Source organism: Blastomonas sp. AAP25, assembly GCF_001295965.1.
Taxonomy (GTDB): Bacteria; Pseudomonadota; Alphaproteobacteria; order Sphingomonadales; family Sphingomonadaceae; genus Blastomonas; species Blastomonas fulva.
This window is the reverse complement of the sequence record NZ_LJHP01000047.1, coordinates 40111-56184: the sequence shown is the minus strand read 5'-3', so window position 1 is coordinate 56184 and position 16074 is coordinate 40111. Positions and strand designations below refer to the sequence as shown.

Below are 16074 nucleotides of genomic sequence, written 5' to 3'. Positions count from 1 at the left end.
TTCAGGCCGCCGCCGTCCCCGCTGCCGCAGCGCCGTTCGGCTCGGGCGCGGGAAAGGCTGCTGTGACGTGGGCGATCGCTGCGACGACATAGGGCGGCAATAGCTGCCGCAACGCTAGATCGGTGAGGGTTCCGGCTTCCAACTCCTTCTCTAGCAGCTCCGCGAGATACTGGGCGGCGATCGCCTTCGATGCCCTCTCGACCTCGAACAGCGCATAGACGTGCGAGCCAAGCGTCTCCGGGTCATGACCGGCATCAACCAGTTGCTGATAAGCCGCATCGGCCCCTGCGAGCACTTCGGCTTGCGCTGCGCGGTCGGCCGCGAGTGCTTCGTCCTTCAGCGCGAGCGTAGCGGCGCGATAAACTTGTTTGCCAAGCCCGTGAAAGGCAAGGTCATATTCGAGCGTCCATTCGTCGGAAACGAAAGTCTCTACCCGCTGGCCCGAAGCCCTAGCGCTTCGTTCGACACGGCGCTGCGCAAGCTGCCCTACAGGAAAGTCCGCCTTTATCCGCCATTGCCGAAGCGAGGGTGGTCTTGCAGGCACCTGCTCACCGGGTCGGAGCTTTCCGACGATCCATGGAGCGACGTCTGGCATCACGTCCATGTCGGTGACGCAGGCGACGGGGATGCCGATCTCGCCCTCCGTTTCAGGGTCTTGGCGGAGGAAGATCCGCGCATAACGCCCCAACCCGACGCCCCCAACGTTGACGAGCGACACCCCATGTTCATGAAAATCGCGGCCAAGCAGCTTGGCGATGACTGGCATGAGGATAGTCTCGGCATCGCCTTCGACTATCATCACCGCGCGCGCGAAGAACAGGTTTGCCTTGGTCACATCGAGAAAACGCTCGAGAAAGCGATAATCTGTGCCGCTGAGTTGGGTTTTGCCACGACACAAAGGGAAGGCCCGCCCGCCTTCGATCAGCGCCAGATTATTGAGATCCAGGTCAGAGGCCAGATTCGGGCTGTGTGTCGTGACGATGATCTGGATTTTCTGGCCATCAGCGCGAGGCTTGCTTGCCTGTGCCTGCAGGAACGACATGAGCCGAAGCTGACGCTGCGGATGGAGATGCGCCTCGGGCTCCTCGATCAGTAGCAGCGGAAAGCCGTCGCTTTCTGCCGCGAGCAGCAGCAGCTCGCAGGCCATGAAGAGTAAATTGTTCGATCCGAGCCCGCGGCTGTATGCGGTGTCCGCGTCGGCCGATCCTGTCAGGGCCAGCTCAAGCTTTTCTAGAACCTGCCGTAACCTGACATTGTCTTCCTGCGCTTCGGCGACGCCGATGCGTGCCAAAAGCAGATCATCTGCGAACGACAAGGGTGCAAGGTATTCCTCATTGAGTCGCTTGCGCGCCTGCTTGATGCCTTCGTTTTCGCCGAACAGGTAGGTCGCATAGTCGCCGAGCCCGAGGACACTTAGGTCTTTGGCCTCTACCGGAGGATTGGCGTTGCGGTCGAAGCCGACGCCGGTATTCCGGATCTCGGCGGTGTACTGGAGGATCTGCGACAGACGCGATCCCCGCCCGGCCCTCATAGCGCGCTCCGCATCGCGCAACGGACGCAAATACGTCGCGGTCAAAAGCGATCGCGCACCCAAGTCCATAGTGGGACCATCGCCTTTGGCGCCGGTGCGCCACTCGGGCGGAAGCACACGCCGTGAGCTACCTTCTTTTGCATTGCGCTTGGCGATCCAAGTGATGATTAGCACGGTCTCAACCTGCTCGCCGATCATCTCGTAGGTGAGGAACTCGGCAAAGGCGGCCCGGTCGGCGACCGTGAGGCCGCGGAACGTCAGTCCGATGGTAACATGGTCGGCGCGCTCAATACCCGGCGCGCTCTGATGGAAATCAGCGAAATCGACACGCAGCATATCCTGATCTCGCGTACCGAGTACGAGACGGAGCGCGTCTATGATCGCGGTCTTGCCTGCGTCATTCTCGCCAACGAGCGCAGTCAGGCCGGGATTGAGTGGCAGACGGAAAGCGTGCTCGCCCGAACCGAACAGCCTAAAGTTCTCGATCTTGATTTCAGCGATGTACACGCGAGGCCCCTTCGCCAGCAAGATTAGCAGGCAATTAGTCCGCTAGATATAGTTTCCCTGATGTGGGAACGGTTTAGCGTCCTAGCATTCCTCCTTGCCGAGAAAGATTTGCAAAATTAGAGCGTCCGTTCACGCCGAAAGCCGTCATGCAAGCGGTGCGCAAGGCTCCTCAGGTTTGGCCGAAGAACTACCCAGCTGCCGACCCAAGACCAGTCGTTAGATCAACCACTGCGAACATCTGCTTCTAACGGAAAGTGTCGAAGAGGCGTTCAGAAGCGGATTGGCAGGAAGACGCCTCAAAAGTCGCCGTGCGGAGCGTACCGACCGTTTCCCGTTAGCTGCCTTTAGCAGTAGCATGACGCATCTCACTTCAATATGCGTCGCCGACATGCCGAAGCTCAAGAAACCTAGCGCCCCAAGATATGATAAGCGCATAATCCTCTTCATCGATTTCCTTGGGTTCAAGGAAGTAGTCGAACGCACAAAAACGGATGTCGATGAATTCTCAAGGCTTATTGATGCGCTGGAATCGATAGGTGTTGCCGGAGAGCTTACGACCAATGCGAGCCAGCAAGTAACGCAGTTTTCCGATTCCTTGGTGATTTCCTATAAGGTTAGCGAAACCTCGGGCGTATTCTGGATGGTAAATGCGATCGCGTTGACACTGATCCAGCTCGTTGGACAAGGCTATCTGCTGCGCGGCGCGGTGACGATTGGGAAGCTCTATCACACCCAGCGTCATCTGGTCGGCCCCGCTATGCTCACCGCCTACGAGATGGAGTCGAAGGTCGCGTGCGTCCCGCGCGTCATTTTCGACCCAAAAATCATTAAGGCCGCGCGGCGCCATCCTCAGCCCGGCCACACACCGGACGAGGAAGAATCCTATGTACGGCACTTCGTCAAGACGGATCTCGACGGGCAGCTCTATCTGGATTTTGTCACTTGGAAGAGTGTTGTAGAAGTCGCGGGATTGGATAGCGATGCCTATCCCGAATATCTCGCGAAGCTCGCCACGCTCATCGAGACAGGTCTCAACCATGAAGACGTTCGTGTGATCGAGAAATATCTCTGGCTCCACCGCGCCTACGCCGCCGAGCGTGAGCGCTTCGCGGCCATGCCAGCGCAATACGTGCACGATCCCGAGTATGTCGATGCCATAACGGCGCTGCCGAGCTTCAGCGTTCTGGCGACCAAGGCTCGCAAACGCCTCGGAGCCGCTAAAAATTCGTAATATCTCTCTCAAGCGCGGGCAAGCGCCCGCCGTTGGATAGACAGACGCGCGCAATTCTCCAGCATTAGGAAAGGATTACGGCACGTCAGACGGAACAACCGGACAGCCCGTCTCACGTCTCAAAACCCTCCCTCTACGCGCCAGCGGGCGATCAGCCGATGTGGCAAAATCGCTTGAATTCAAAGGCTCAAAGACGCTTGGTGCCCATTGATACGGTCTTGACACTGGGCCTGTAGCAATGCGACCGAACAAGCGGTCGAAACGAGAACCAAATGGCAAACTACGACGACGCCCTGAAAGTAATGGACGCGGTCGCAAAGTACCGTGAGGACGAGAGTTTGCCCGACGACCCGCACGAAATCGACCGCCTCTGCGAGCGGTTGTTCACCGACGATGGATTTGACGAAGTCGCCATCGCATGGAAGCGTATTTCGAAATACGAGCGTGAGGTACACGGAGGCGATTGGCCAAAGGCCGATTGATGAGAATTGCCGTCATGCTACTATTACCGCATGGCGAAACGGATCGAGCTCTACCAGGAAGCGTCCAAGCGCATGGCGATCAGCCCTGACGCTTGCATTGAGCGGATTCGACGCTGCAGCATCAGTACCAAGTTCGGATATGAGAGCACTGACCCGGCGTCGCTAGCCGCGATCGTGGGATTGGACGAAGACTGGGGTGCCACCGCTTTTGCGGAGCTGCGGAGCACGGGCTTCATCAATACGGACTGGTCCCGTTTCAAATGGTACCAGCCCAGCGGCAAGGAACTCGATGATAAGATAGCCGAGCTAGCGGCAATCGAAGCCGCGGCAATCATCAGACTGTCGTCCATGGACTGCGCGCCGGCACTACCTGCTATCCGCGCCTTGGTTGAGAACTTCCTCGAAGAAGCGGATGGCGGGGACACGATTGCGACGAGCCTTGCTCATAACAGGATGATGCTGGCGATCGTCAGCGCCACCGGCGAGCTTCGCCTCATGGAAGATTACGTCAAACATGCCAGTGTGGCGGTCGCCTATGCAGTTGCGGCTCGACTTGAGGCTGCCGACCTCGATGGCATGAAACGTTCAGCTAATGTCATTGTGGACCTCATCGGGACGACCGAACCGCGGGACTGCGCAGCCGAAGCTGTCGCCATGCGGCTCCACCCGAGAGAGCCCGTGAACGCGTAAGGCATCCCACTCAGCAAAGCGGCAAAGCTGCCTGACCGACCTCCGTAAGAGGCTCGATGATCGGCGAGAAAGTGCGGGAGCTGCCCGCATAGGTTGGATACCCAGCGATGTTGTCCTCGATCGTCTGGAATCCATCCTGGCGGTCATTGACCGGATAGATGCCCTCGCCCATCTTTTCGATGAGCGTCTGAAGCGAAGGGGCGATGCCATCGAAGAAGATCCGGCTAGCTGCGCGAACGCCCGCAATATCGCCTGTCCTGGCGGCATCAAGAAACCGGTCGCTAGCCTCCACCAGAAATCCTGTGCGGACAGAATAAGAGTCTGCCATCCAAAGGAGGCGGAAAAACGCCTGGGGGATGAACTGCGAGACAAGGTTGGCAAGGGTGCTTTCCTTGCCACCCAGGACGATATGCGTGAGCCCCATTGCACCGAGAAAAAAGTCCTCGTGTTTCACAGGGACGTTTCGAATGCGTTCGTCGATGAATGCCGCGAGTGGGCCCAGAGTTCCGCCCCCGGACTGCGCCAACCGGACTGCCCCGATCTCGACGATTGCGCCCAACGAAAGGCGCCATTCCTCAACTTGGCTCTGCGAGAATGTTGAGATGACATAGGACGTGCCCGAGCGGGTAAGATAGCCGCCGACCTTCAAGGCGACCAGCAACCTGCGCGCCATATTGATATGAAGCCCGTAGTACGCAGCCATGTCCTGGGCAGAGTACGGCGCTCCAGCCTTGAGCTCGCCAAATAGAATGCGCTCGCGAAGATCGAGATATGTCGCGTCAGTCTTCGATAACATGCTCTCAACGGCTCGCTTGAATTCAGCGTAACCGCTCCCCTTCTGGTATGATTCTGGCACCCCACGCAATCGCTGATACAAATCGAATCGGCAATCGACTCCTAACCCCTCGCAGCGTTGAACCTATGATTGTCTTTTTGGCGTAAAAACGCTACGGAAAGGCTAGGAGAACGCCGATGGACGATTTCAACAACAGATCGAACATGGATCCGATCACTTATGCTGTCGTCACTGGCGATATCTCACGCGGCGCATCCCCAACTGATCTCCCTGGCCGTTTCGGCAACCCTAGGATCCCGGAAGAGTATCTCACCTACGGAGGGAAGCCTTCGAAGGGTGGTTCGCTGATTGCACTGGCGCTTTCGATTGCCTTCCTCATCGTGGCCGTCCTTAGCTGGTAGGCTTTCCGGAATAGCGGTCGGGTTCAAAAGGTCACCGCTGATCACGATCATAGAAGCGCTCATTGAAGCGATCGTCGGCACTGTCCTCGCCTTTGCGATCCTGCTGAAAATCCTGACGGCGCTGGCCGGATCGCGTGACATTGGTCTCATAACGCTGCCCGAGAGACTGACCGCCTTCCTCAATTCTATCGCCGATCGTGCTGTCTGATGACCCCTCGACAAGATTGCGCGGCGATACGGCTGAACGACGGGGCCTCTGTCCGCTTAAGTCTGTCTCGGTAAATGAGCCAGGACCCGAGACATTGCCGACAAGCGAACCGGGCTGCGGGATCAGATCGTTGAACGGCGCCACTCGCTGATCATAATAGTCGGCGATGATCGCCCGCGCGACCACTTCAGCAGTCGCCTGCTCCTGGGGGCTAAGATCAGTACGTGCCAGACTGGGTGCTGTCAGACCCAGATCGGCAGCCTTTTCCTGGTACCGGCTTGCGATAATCTGGCTGAGGTCAAAGGAGAGATTGGACCCATAGCCATCCCTGCTCGAGGTGTTGCTGCTGAGGGATTTCGAGACCTCGTCGATCGCCGCAATGCGCTTATCAATCCGCCGAACGTCCTCAAGAGCCTGTTCCCGGGAAAAGGCCGCCTCCGAGTACCCCTCGCTCCGGCTGAAGCTGCCGCTCTGCGAATAGCTGCCGCTGTCCTGCGTTGCGTTGGATCCATTCGAACGATTGTCAGATGTCGATGAGTCGAAGCCTTGGCTCTGGTTGGCTTCAGTTCCTCGGGTAACCGAATCTAGCCGCGAACGGCCGCCACTAATCCCCGCTTGAACGTTGCCGCCAATGGCACCATTCGCCCCACTTCCGCCCTCGCCATTTGCAGCGCGATTACCGCCGCGTCCCGCTGAACCACCAACGCTCAGCGAGCCACCCTTGGTTGTTTCGAGGCGATCCGTATTGCTTTGCTGGGCACCCTGCGAGGAACTTACACGATCGCTCTCCGAGACCGTGTCGCGTGCATCAAGCGACTGGTTGTCAAACCGCTGAAGGTTCTCGCCCGACCGGAACCCTGCAGAACTCTCGGAACCGCTGGAATTGCGGGTGCCGGTCGTTTGCCGGCTCGACGTTCGATCAGCCAACGATAGCGCGCGGGAACGCTCTTCGCTCAGCGTATTGCGTGCAGTTTCCAGTTCGGACAGCGTCTGCTGGCGCTCAGCATTCGCGAATTGGCTGACAGAGGATGCAAACGCGAGGCGGCTCATCGCAGGTGAGGTATCGTAAACCGTCGACCCATCTGATGTTGTTCGGGTGATCGCGGCATTCGCACCTACGCTCGACATGATCGGCGCGCCCCCCGAGAAAGATGGCGCCGTGTTCCACTGGTCAGACTGCCGGTTGGAGCTCGAGAGGTTCATGTAGCTCTCGTTGCCGTAGGCATAATTCCCGGTCGTGCGCTCCACTGCGGCAGCCTCGGCCGCAGACTGGGCAGGCGCCAACATCGAAGTTGCCTGAGACGAAACCGCCATCGCGCCTTTGGCCATGCCCGCAGCCAGGAACGGGATCGACATCATCAGGAAGCCAGCAATCGTTGCCGTATCCGTGTTGACGGCATCGATGCCTGCCATCCCGGCCATCGTCACCCCGCCAGGCGAGGTCGCGTTCATCGCATCAGCCGTCCGGTCCATGATGAACATGTGCAGGACCACGTAGAGCGGTCCCCAGGCGGCCAGATAGAAGAAGCCGGTAAAGTATCCCTTCAACGCAGGCGTGCCGCTGCGCGGGATGAGGAAGAGCGGGAAGATCACCGGGAACATCGCATAAAAGACGACCGTCAGGACGATGTTGAGGAGCGGGACCCAGGTCATCGCCTGCTCCGCTATCGACGTATAGGTGTTGCGGGCCTGCTCCTCGGCACGCAGGACAGCGAAGGTGTCACCATCGGCCGCGCCGAGGTTGGCGCGCGCCTGAAGGAAGGCGTTGACGAGCGAGCGCTGTTGGAAAATCTGCTGTGCGGTCTGCGAACTGCCATGGAAATGGTTGGCGACAATCGGAAGGTCCGCAATCAGCTTCGAGCGCGCGAGCGCAGGGGTTAACCCTGGGAAAATCTTGCGACCTTCTTCCTCAAGTGCCGTGTCGGAATAGGTCGTAACGCCGGTGGCGATCGCCGTATAGCCGGCCTGACATGTGATGATGGTGGGAGCACCGCTTTCGGGGATGAACTTCATCCCCCGCGCAGGCGAGCCCGGTCCCATCTCCGTCAGAATATCGTTGGAGTTCGCGATCGTATCGAAGGATTTGAAGCCGAGCAGAATGTCGTAGAAGAGGCACTGCTTCATGTACTCTTCAAGATTGGCGCTGATGCGGGGATCGCGGATCCGGAAGTCCTGGGTGCGGTCCCAAAGGCGCGCGCCGTAGATCATGCCATTGCTCGACATCTGCAGCGAACCTGGCATCACAAAAACCGTCTCAGCCGTGCGCGTGAGCCAATCACCAGCAGTCGAACTAACAGAGGCTATCATTGCCAGTCCCAGAGGGACGTTTGCGACCGTAGCGGGTGCCAAGGATGGATTGAGGCGGTCGGTAACCCTCACCGTCATCGTAGGTACGATGAGGGCACCGTACATGAGCGTCGCCCCCAGGAACCAGTTGAACCAGGCACGCCAGTTGAGGCTGAACGCCACCACCAGCAGCGTGTAGATCAAGCCCATGACCATCACGACGCGCAGCAGCGAGCGAAAACCCCCTCCCCCTGTCCAAGCGGATACCGCGTTGAAGACATTGACGATGTATTCGCCCCCGCCGATCGTGAAGATCTCCATCATTGCACGCGGTCCCTACTGGATGCCCTGACGCGAAAGCGACGTGCTGAATGACAGCGCGGCCGACATCTGCGGCGACAGGTTGTTCCTGAGCGTGCCCTCAAGAAACACCGCTCGCTGAACCACATGCTGGGTCCGGTCGAGGCGCAGCTTCATGCCTTGCGAGTATGTGTCGAGGACCTGTCGGACCGAATTGATCTGATCGCGCCACTGCGAAAGAGCTTCTTCATTAGCGTTCTGGAAGGTCCCTACCCCGTGCGAGGCATAGCCATAATATTGCTGCGCAAGCGCATCGAGGAGATCCATAGCCACGATTTCGGCGAGGTCATTCATGTCGTTGCTGGTCATGCCGCCAAGGGTTGCGGCAGCATTGACCGTCATGATCTTGTAGAGCGGTATCGTGGTCGCCCCGAGCAAGCCGATCTCGTCACTGGTGAGCGCGGCATTGCTGCGAACCTTCGCGTTCATGCTCTCGATCATCGCCCGGACCCTCGGTTTCAACGCCTGCGATGCCGAAATCGACATGGCCTGCGTGGTCGGGTTGAGGCACTTGTCGTTGGTATCGCAATTCAGCATCGTGACCGAGCTGGTACCGTCCAGAAGCGCAGTCAAAAGGGCGCGGTCGCCCTGCCCCACGAACTGGAACCCGCGTTTGCCGCTGGCATCCCCATCCTGGTAGAAGATCACCGTTCCGACGAAAGTCATGAGGTACTCACGAAACTCGGTCGAGAAACTGGGGTAGCTTTGCTTGAGCATCTCCCACGTGAAGTTGTAACTCTGTGCAGGAATGTCGGGATCGCTGTTGGCCGCGATCGTCGAGGCACGCTGCCCCCCTGTCCCGCATTCATGGCGGCTCTTGGCCCAATCGGAGAACAGCCCCTGGCTGTTGCCGACCGACTTGCAAATCTCCGAGGACATCCGATCGGACTTGCCCCACAAGCCGCCGACGAGGTTCTGCGCCACTTCGCAGCTGTTCATGTTGAACTGGTTCATCTGCTGAACCTTCTGTGCCATCTCCTCGATGGTCGAGGCGATCTGCGGGCTGATCGACTTGATCGCGAGCTGGAAGGCAAAGCCCAGCGCGTTGTTGGCAGTCGCTTTGAGCATCGCCACGATCTCATCGGTGTTGATGAAGGAGAAGCTGCCGGAGAAGACGTCGATGCCCCCGCATCCGGCCTTGACCCCGGGCAACTGGAGATTGACCGGGGTCATGTTCTTTTGCGGAAAGCGGGTCCAGATGTTGCCGCCCGAGTAATAGCCTGCCGACTGGCCCTGATAGGCGACGGGGCCGGTGGCATTGGCAGCGGCGCCCATATCGTCGAAGAAGTTATTGAGCTCCGAGCCGACGTTGGCACTGACGGGGGCTGCAGCGAAACTCGCTGCGGCAAGTACGGCAAGTGCCGTCCCCGACGAGCGGAAGAGGCGGGCGGCAACGCCGCGTTTGGTCTGGCGGGCCATCAGTAGTCACTCCCGGGCTCAATTTGGGTGAGGTAGAAAATGCGCTGCATCACATCGTCGGCCGCCATCACGCCGTAGCCGATCGGAATCGGCTTGCGTGTCTGGGTGTCGAAAAGGACCAGGGCTGGAACAGCGCCGCCCTGAAGGCCCATGCGCTGGTATTGGCCGCTATCGACGACATAATTGGGGAACGCTTCGTTGGGCCCGCCATCCATCGAGACCGCGAGCACCTCTAGCCCGTATGTGTCGGACAGTGCCCGCATTACCGGCGAAAAGGTTCGGCAAGCCGAGCAGGACGAGGAGTAGAAATAGAAGACCCCGTAGCGCTCGGTGAGCGCCGCCATCGAGCCTTCACGCTGGGCTTTGCGATCTTCTGCCCAAGTCTGCTTTGCGAGAGTCGAAACAGGCCGTTCGAGCGTATAGTCGAGATCGGGGTTCTGCCAGATCGAGCGACCCCACACATCCGCGAATGTCGAAGCGCGGTCGAGCTGCTCGCGCTGGAACCGGATATAGCTGACGATGTTTTCTGACGTTGGCTCAAGAATGGCCCGTGCTTTGAGCTCATCGAGCTTCGCCGTAATCTGAGCCATGCGCTCGGTCGCAGGAATGGCTGGCGATGCGGGCCTTGCCTGCTCGCGTGCCTTACGCTTTGCCTCCTCGGAGTTGCAGTAAAACCAGCTCCCAAGCTTGCGCTCGTCGCAGTAGAACGCATCGCGATTGGCATCAGCCGGTGGCTGGGCGAGCAAGGGGACAGCCGCCGCCCCGAGGGCTGATGCAAGGCTCAGGAGCGCTAATCTCGTCATGGGCATTTTCCTTTTTCAAGGTCGAGCATCTGCAAGAGGAAGGCAGTCTTGAAATAACCGCGGCCCCGGTCGATCATCCGGATCATTCCCCCCGACAGGGTGGTGGTCGCCTCCACACCTGCTGGCGTGAGGCAAAAGTCGAAATCACCATCACTCATCCGAGTGATGGAGCCGCGATCAAGAAGACGCTTGATCGATGCTGCGAGCTCACCGACCGTCGCAGGCCGCAAGAACCAGTCTTTGATGAGTGCGAACATCTCGGTCTCGCTGCGCGCCAGATCACGACCGATGGCGACGCTGACCGCGAGATCGAGCACCTGCGCGGGCGGAAACGGCTCGCTATGCGGGAAGGCAAGAATTTCAGCACTGCTCATGGGTCAGGTCCCACCGTTCGTGTTGTAGTAGCTTTGGATTTTCTGCTGGATCTGGATCGACATATCGATCTCGTCAGGCAGCTTTGCCGCATCAACGAACTCGGCATAAACTTCCCGAAAATCCATGCGGCTCAAGTCAAGCTGCTGGAACTGGGCGATCAAGAAACCTTCGCAGTCAGGGCGCTGCGGCGTCCCCCACCGCATCCCAAGCTGCGCCTTGCCTTGCTCATTCAGAATCCGGACGAGCTTACTGCCGTAGCAGCAGTATGACTGCTTGCGGGTCACGCAGACGCCGAGCACGCGGGCTGAGCAATAGGTCCCGATAAAGCGGCACAGACCCTCATCATCCCGCTTGTCGACCTCACGGTCCTCGCGGTCGCAAAGGAACGGCGTGAGAAGCGGCACGCCCTTGCCGCTGCAGCAGTTCGAAAGGCCAAAGACCTTGCGGGTGCAGCGCAAATGCTCGCCGCTGAAGATCTTCAGCCGGTCGGGATCAAACCCGTCCCGCAGCTCGCCCATGACGTTCATGGCGACCATGGCGTCCTTGAACTCGGTCGATGCCTCGCGCTCGACCTGAGTGCATTCCCCATTGATGCAATAGAGATCCCCTGCACAGACATAGGCCGGCGGGGGCGGCGATCCCGCGCCGGGAATGGCGCACTGATACCAGCGATCATGGACGTTGCAGGTCACACCATCTGCGTCAAAACTCAGGCACTCGTCATGGCTGAACCTGCAATCGCCACGCGCTTCAAGGGCTCCACAGTCATTGGCAGGAGCCACCCCTTCACATTGATAGGTACGCTGCCACTCCCAGCAGCTGCGCGTCACCGAAAGACCATTGATGACCCGCGTCTCTCCAGGCGCAGTGCAGACCTCGCTTGCAAGCGTGCAGGTGGCACCATTCGTGGCGCTCTGGCAGGCGGCCTCGTCAACGCTCTCGCCGACGATCCGCGAGGTATTGCGTTCAATCCCCCCCGGTACGCCGCTTAGCCGAGAGGGGCATTGCCAGAACTGGCGGAAGAAGGGCTCACCCGGCTCAGCACACCACCTGCGACCAAATTCCTCTTCGACCCACTGCAGGCACCTTTGCCCTACCCGAACGGTGCGCTCGAGAGTGCAAGAGCTGGAGCCCGGTGCTTGCGCAAGCATCGGACACATCTCATTGCGATCAGCAAACGCTTCGGTTTCGCAAGAATACTCCCAGGTGCGTCGTCCCTCGGTCTGGATCTGCAACGACGCATTACAGCTGCGCGCCTCCGCAAAGGGCTGCGAGCCGGCATTGCAGCTTTCGAGATAAGTCGTGGTGCCCGTCCCTCCAGGAGGCAAGGGGTTGCAGGCTCCCGCGGCTCCTCCGGGCCCACCACCAGCGCCTAGGTAAGCGTCAGGGTCAGCTTCGATCAGACGACCGGCAGACAGGTCGACAGTCCCCGGATCGAACCGGGTCCTGTAGGGATCGACGATTACGCGGTACTCATCGCGATACCGCTGCGCTTCTCCCGCCGCCGTCAGCCCGACCGGATCGTCGACATAATCGCGCGAAGGAATATCCGTGCCCTGAAAGCCTGGCACGTTTGCCGCCGAACCATTGCCAAGAATGCCCGATGACGTGGTGTCACGGACACCCTTTGCGATTGCTTCGCCTTCTACCCTCGCATCGCTGGCTGCCATCTGAGCGTGCGCAAGATGACCGCAAGCCGCAAGCGCAAGGGAGACCGCAAGGATGCGCAGGCCATTCACCTTTTCCCCCTCAGATTGGCAAGAGCGAGACGGGCAACCGGGGCGCCCGGCCCGCCCGCCCCGGCGAAGGTCTCGAGCACATAAGCCACACTGGTATTGCCTGAGATGCGATCATGCGGCGGCGGCGCGGTCACACAATCGAGCTGATCGCAGGGCTCGAAATCGGTCGCGAGAGCCACATAGGTCGGAACTCGGTCGACACCGAAGGATCGAAACAGCCGCGGATCGATTGCCACATTGCTTGCGCCCGACTGGTCGACAACCTTGCGGATACCGCTGATGAAGGTCTGCGGATTGCCGGTGGAGAAGCCGCGGAAAACAACAACGCCGCCTGCCCTGGTCGTGTCAGCGATCATCTGTGCGAGCGCCTCTTCGGGCATCGACAGGCTCGCGAATGCCACAAACAGTGGCGCACCCTTGGGGCGGGCCATGCCGGCCCTGGCGCCAGCCACCATCTCGTCGAAGTCGATGGGGCCATCTTTCCCGGCGATTTGCGACACATCCAGGCCTTCAACCGCCTCATAGCCTTGCGCGACAACCGTCTGCGCCTCTTCGCCTTGGGTTTGCGCGTTAGCGGTAGCGTAGTCGAAGAGCGCTTGGGCGTCGGCCTTGAATGTATCGGCCCGCGCCTCGATCGCTTTCGGGTCGAAGTCGGTCAAATCCTGAGCAACGACGGCAGTCACACCAAGCAGCAGGCTGGCAGCGAGAGCGGGGAAGAGTCCTCTGCGGTTCATTGGCGCGACCTCACAGCATGCAACAATTGCGTTTGCGCCAGAGGAGGAAGCCGACATCCTCGCCTTTGACGGGATAGACCTGCCCAGATTTGGGCAAGATCGTGGTCGCTCCAATCGGAGAACAGGCTTCGCGGCCACTCACCATGGGCGTCGGATTTACCTGCTGCATCCGGTACTGGCTCTTCTTGAGGATCGGCATGATGTACTTGGAACACAGCGCTTTCGATCCGCTGGTGCCCCAGGCGAGACCCTGACGGTGGAGCTTGTAGACCATGCGCTCGGCCGCGAGCCGCGCTGACTGCTTGATGCCGATATTGGCACCAACATTGCCGTTCATCGGATACATCGAACCCTGGCAACCAGAGCACCAGAACAGCTCGTCCATTGGCAATCTGGTCGTTGCCGAGATGCAATCGGCCGAGCACGCGGCCTGTGCGATGACTGAGGTGAAAAGGGCGGCCTCGGGATTGAGGAGAGATGCCAGCTCGTCGTCCTGCCAAAGCGGATCGATCTCGCTCATATAGGCAACGTCGAACGAGCTCGCCTCGAGACACAGGAAATCGGTCACCACTTCGAGCCAGTACAGAAGCGGGTAGATGTAATAGTGCACGTGGTATTTGGCGGTGCGCTGGGACTGGCCCCCTAGCTGCGCGCCGTCCGAGGCATAACCGTTACCGATCGGAAAGCCGGGGTCGAGCTTGATGCCGCCAAGGTTCGGAAAGCACCACGGCTTGGTCGAGACATCAATCAGCCGGACCGGCTCCCAGAACCCGATCGCAAGGCCGATGCGCGGCACAGGCGTGCCGCAGGCGCAGATCGGAAGATCCGGATTGTCGGTGTCGGCACGCGATGATGGCCAGATCTTGAGCGAGCCCAGCGACAAGGGGAACATGCAGCCCCAGCACACATCGGTCACCGGATTGACGAAACTGCCTGAGCACCGACCAGGCCCGCTGGGAAGACCCTGAGCCAGAACCGGGGGAGCCAGCACGGATATCGCCATGAACAGGGACGCAAAGCCCAGGAGGAGCGCAAGGAGCCTAGAGCGCATCGTCTCTCTCCCTCATCAACCAGGCATCATCCGCCGCGTTTTTGGCCCGGACCCAAAGGACCCCCTGAACCAGAGCGAAGGTCGTAGCGCCTGCGAACAATGCGAGAGCAAAGATGCCGGTTAGCGCCCGAAGTGCCCCGAACGAGACGATGAGGGCAGCGACCAGAAAGAGCCCTGTCATCGTGCGCAAACGTGCCGCCTTGAGCGCGCGCGTTTCGGGGGCAGCAAGGGGTGCCGGAACCAAATTGCGCCAGGAGTTCATGCCCCCCTCCCCTTGCGCGCAATGGCTTGCTCAGTGACTATAAGGACGTCGCCGCGCTGCTCGACCAGCGCCGGGGTCCGGCGTATCCCGAAATAGCTGGTAAGACGGCCGTCCTGATCAAAGTAGAACCGGCGCTGGTGAACCTTCATGAGCCCGAAGGGAGAGCCATCAACGAAGATGATCTTGGCGCGCGCATCGCCCCCGTGCTTCATCGCCCATTCGACTTCTGCCGGGTCATCACCATCAACAAAGAGAAGTTTCTTGCTAAGCGCGGCGGCGGCAAGAGGATTGACGCGCTGACCCGCCACAGCAATCAGGTTGCCCTTGTGATCACGGATGTCTTTGTCGATCCGGATCGACGGATCGAACTCCCAACTCCGGGTCTCTTCCGCAGGCGAAATCCCGGAGACCGGGAGCGGGCGCATCACCCTCGCCTTCACCTTTTCGGCGAACTGGCGATTCATCTGATCGAGTTTTCCGGTCGCAGCCGCATGGTCGAGCCGCACCTTGATAACGCTCAGGAGATCTGGCTCAGCAATGGGCCATGTCTGGCCCATCTGCCCGTGGTCGACGCGTTGCCCCGACACTGCCCCGCCGCTCGAAGCCGTCGCTGACACCGCAAGTCCGCCAGCAACGAGGAAGGAGAAAGCGACCCTCACAGGATTGGCTGCCCGGTGCCGACAAGCCGGTCGCGGCACACAAAACCGATATGCGCATAGCGGCTGTCGAACCCGTCCTTGTGAGGTGTGCCTGCAAAAATGCAGCCTTCCGGCACAACCCCGAGCGGGCCAGCTGCAAGACGATCGCCCCGCTTTGTCATTGGTTTGATGGTCGCCACGCGCTTGCCATTGACGTGCACATCATTCCCGATGCGCGTCACCATGTCGCCCGGCAGACCAAGAGCGATCTTGGTGAAAGCCGCCGGTTTTGCCCCAAAGTACTTGACCGTAATGGGATCATGACCGGGATGGAAAACCACATAGTCCCCGCGCACCGGAAAACGCCTGGCTTCGACCATGAACGCCCAGTTCGGGAGCGAATCCGTCACGTTGATCATCAGCGCGTGGTTCTCGCTCCACTTCGAAGCTGCGCTGAGGGCACCTGCAACGAGACAGACAGCAGCGATCGCCATAAGCCTGCCGCCGGTCGAAAGGCGTCTGGTCCCACCTGTCGTAACAGGAGGCTCGCCGTCCGACAAA

16 protein-coding genes are annotated in these 16074 nt (G+C 59.8%); 4 read left to right on the top strand and 12 right to left on the bottom strand.

Annotation, left to right across the window (positions count from 1 at the left end):
• Position 1: 1 nt before the first annotated feature.
• Positions 2 to 2038, bottom strand: coding sequence for an ATP-dependent endonuclease (locus tag IP68_RS19490; RefSeq protein ID WP_054136688.1), 2037 nt, complete (start codon positions 2036 to 2038; stop codon positions 2 to 4).
• Positions 2039 to 2426: 388 nt separating this feature from the next.
• Between IP68_RS19490 and IP68_RS19485 the strand changes: the two genes are divergently transcribed.
• The 3 genes from IP68_RS19485 to IP68_RS19475 all read left to right on the top strand — a co-directional run bounded on the left by IP68_RS19485 (position 2427) and on the right by IP68_RS19475 (position 4441).
• The gene (locus tag IP68_RS19485) at positions 2427 to 3269 is read left to right on the top strand and encodes a hypothetical protein (protein ID WP_197275876.1); all 843 of its coding nucleotides are present in this window, start codon (positions 2427 to 2429) and stop codon (positions 3267 to 3269) included.
• A gap of 272 nt (positions 3270 to 3541) precedes the next feature.
• Complete coding sequence (locus IP68_RS19480; RefSeq protein ID WP_054136686.1) at positions 3542 to 3751, top strand: hypothetical protein; 210 nt, start codon at positions 3542 to 3544, stop codon at positions 3749 to 3751.
• Between the two features lie 30 nt (positions 3752 to 3781).
• The gene (locus IP68_RS19475; RefSeq protein ID WP_054136685.1) at positions 3782 to 4441 is read left to right on the top strand and encodes a hypothetical protein; all 660 of its coding nucleotides are present in this window, start codon (positions 3782 to 3784) and stop codon (positions 4439 to 4441) included.
• 10 nt (positions 4442 to 4451) lie between these two features.
• Here IP68_RS19475 and IP68_RS19470 read toward each other — a convergent pair whose 3' ends face one another.
• Positions 4452 to 5237: a hypothetical protein gene (locus tag IP68_RS19470; RefSeq protein ID WP_149037829.1), complete on the bottom strand. Its 786-nt coding sequence runs from the start codon at positions 5235 to 5237 to the stop codon at positions 4452 to 4454.
• Positions 5238 to 5413: 176 nt separating this feature from the next.
• Here IP68_RS19470 and IP68_RS19465 point away from each other — a divergent pair, with 176 nt between their 5' ends.
• Positions 5414 to 5638, top strand: a complete 225-nt coding sequence (locus IP68_RS19465; RefSeq protein ID WP_054136683.1) for a hypothetical protein — start codon at positions 5414 to 5416, stop codon at positions 5636 to 5638.
• A gap of 31 nt (positions 5639 to 5669) precedes the next feature.
• On the opposite strand, the gene IP68_RS19460 is transcribed toward IP68_RS19465, so the two are convergent.
• From IP68_RS19460 to IP68_RS19415, 10 genes are read right to left on the bottom strand one after another with little or no spacing between them, the layout of a single operon-like run.
• Positions 5670 to 8456, bottom strand: a complete 2787-nt coding sequence (locus tag IP68_RS19460; protein WP_054136682.1) for a conjugal transfer protein TraG N-terminal domain-containing protein — start codon at positions 8454 to 8456, stop codon at positions 5670 to 5672.
• Positions 8457 to 8468: 12 nt separating this feature from the next.
• Positions 8469 to 9911, bottom strand: a complete 1443-nt coding sequence (locus IP68_RS19455) for a conjugal transfer protein TraH (protein WP_054136681.1) — start codon at positions 9909 to 9911, stop codon at positions 8469 to 8471.
• A complete protein-coding gene (locus tag IP68_RS19450; RefSeq protein WP_054136702.1) occupies positions 9911 to 10714 on the bottom strand; it encodes a conjugal transfer protein TraF in 804 nt (267 codons plus the stop codon). Before IP68_RS19450 ends, IP68_RS19455 begins: the two co-directional genes overlap by 1 nt.
• Positions 10711 to 11088, bottom strand: a complete 378-nt coding sequence (locus IP68_RS19445; protein ID WP_054136680.1) for a hypothetical protein — start codon at positions 11086 to 11088, stop codon at positions 10711 to 10713. The genes IP68_RS19450 and IP68_RS19445 overlap by 4 nt, the downstream gene beginning before the upstream one ends.
• Before the next feature lie 3 nt (positions 11089 to 11091).
• A complete protein-coding gene (locus IP68_RS19995) occupies positions 11092 to 12828 on the bottom strand; it encodes a conjugal transfer protein TraN (protein WP_197275875.1) in 1737 nt (578 codons plus the stop codon).
• Positions 12825 to 13562 carry a type-F conjugative transfer system pilin assembly protein TrbC gene (gene trbC / locus IP68_RS19435; RefSeq protein WP_054136678.1) on the bottom strand — a complete coding sequence of 246 codons (738 nt, stop codon included), beginning with the start codon at positions 13560 to 13562 and terminating at the stop codon, positions 12825 to 12827. The genes IP68_RS19995 and trbC overlap by 4 nt, the downstream gene beginning before the upstream one ends.
• A gap of 10 nt (positions 13563 to 13572) precedes the next feature.
• Positions 13573 to 14613: a conjugal transfer pilus assembly protein TraU gene (gene traU, locus IP68_RS19430; protein WP_054136677.1), complete on the bottom strand. Its 1041-nt coding sequence runs from the start codon at positions 14611 to 14613 to the stop codon at positions 13573 to 13575.
• Positions 14603 to 14875 (bottom strand): hypothetical protein, encoded by a 273-nt coding sequence (locus IP68_RS19425; RefSeq protein WP_054136676.1) that lies wholly within the window; start codon positions 14873 to 14875, stop codon positions 14603 to 14605. The genes traU and IP68_RS19425 overlap by 11 nt, the downstream gene beginning before the upstream one ends.
• Positions 14872 to 15492, bottom strand: a complete 621-nt coding sequence (gene traW / locus IP68_RS19420; protein ID WP_231684193.1) for a type-F conjugative transfer system protein TraW — start codon at positions 15490 to 15492, stop codon at positions 14872 to 14874. The genes IP68_RS19425 and traW overlap by 4 nt, the downstream gene beginning before the upstream one ends.
• 38 nt (positions 15493 to 15530) lie before the next feature.
• Positions 15531 to 16007 carry a S26 family signal peptidase gene (locus IP68_RS19415; protein WP_054136674.1) on the bottom strand — a complete coding sequence of 159 codons (477 nt, stop codon included), beginning with the start codon at positions 16005 to 16007 and terminating at the stop codon, positions 15531 to 15533.
• Positions 16008 to 16074 lie beyond the last annotated feature (67 nt).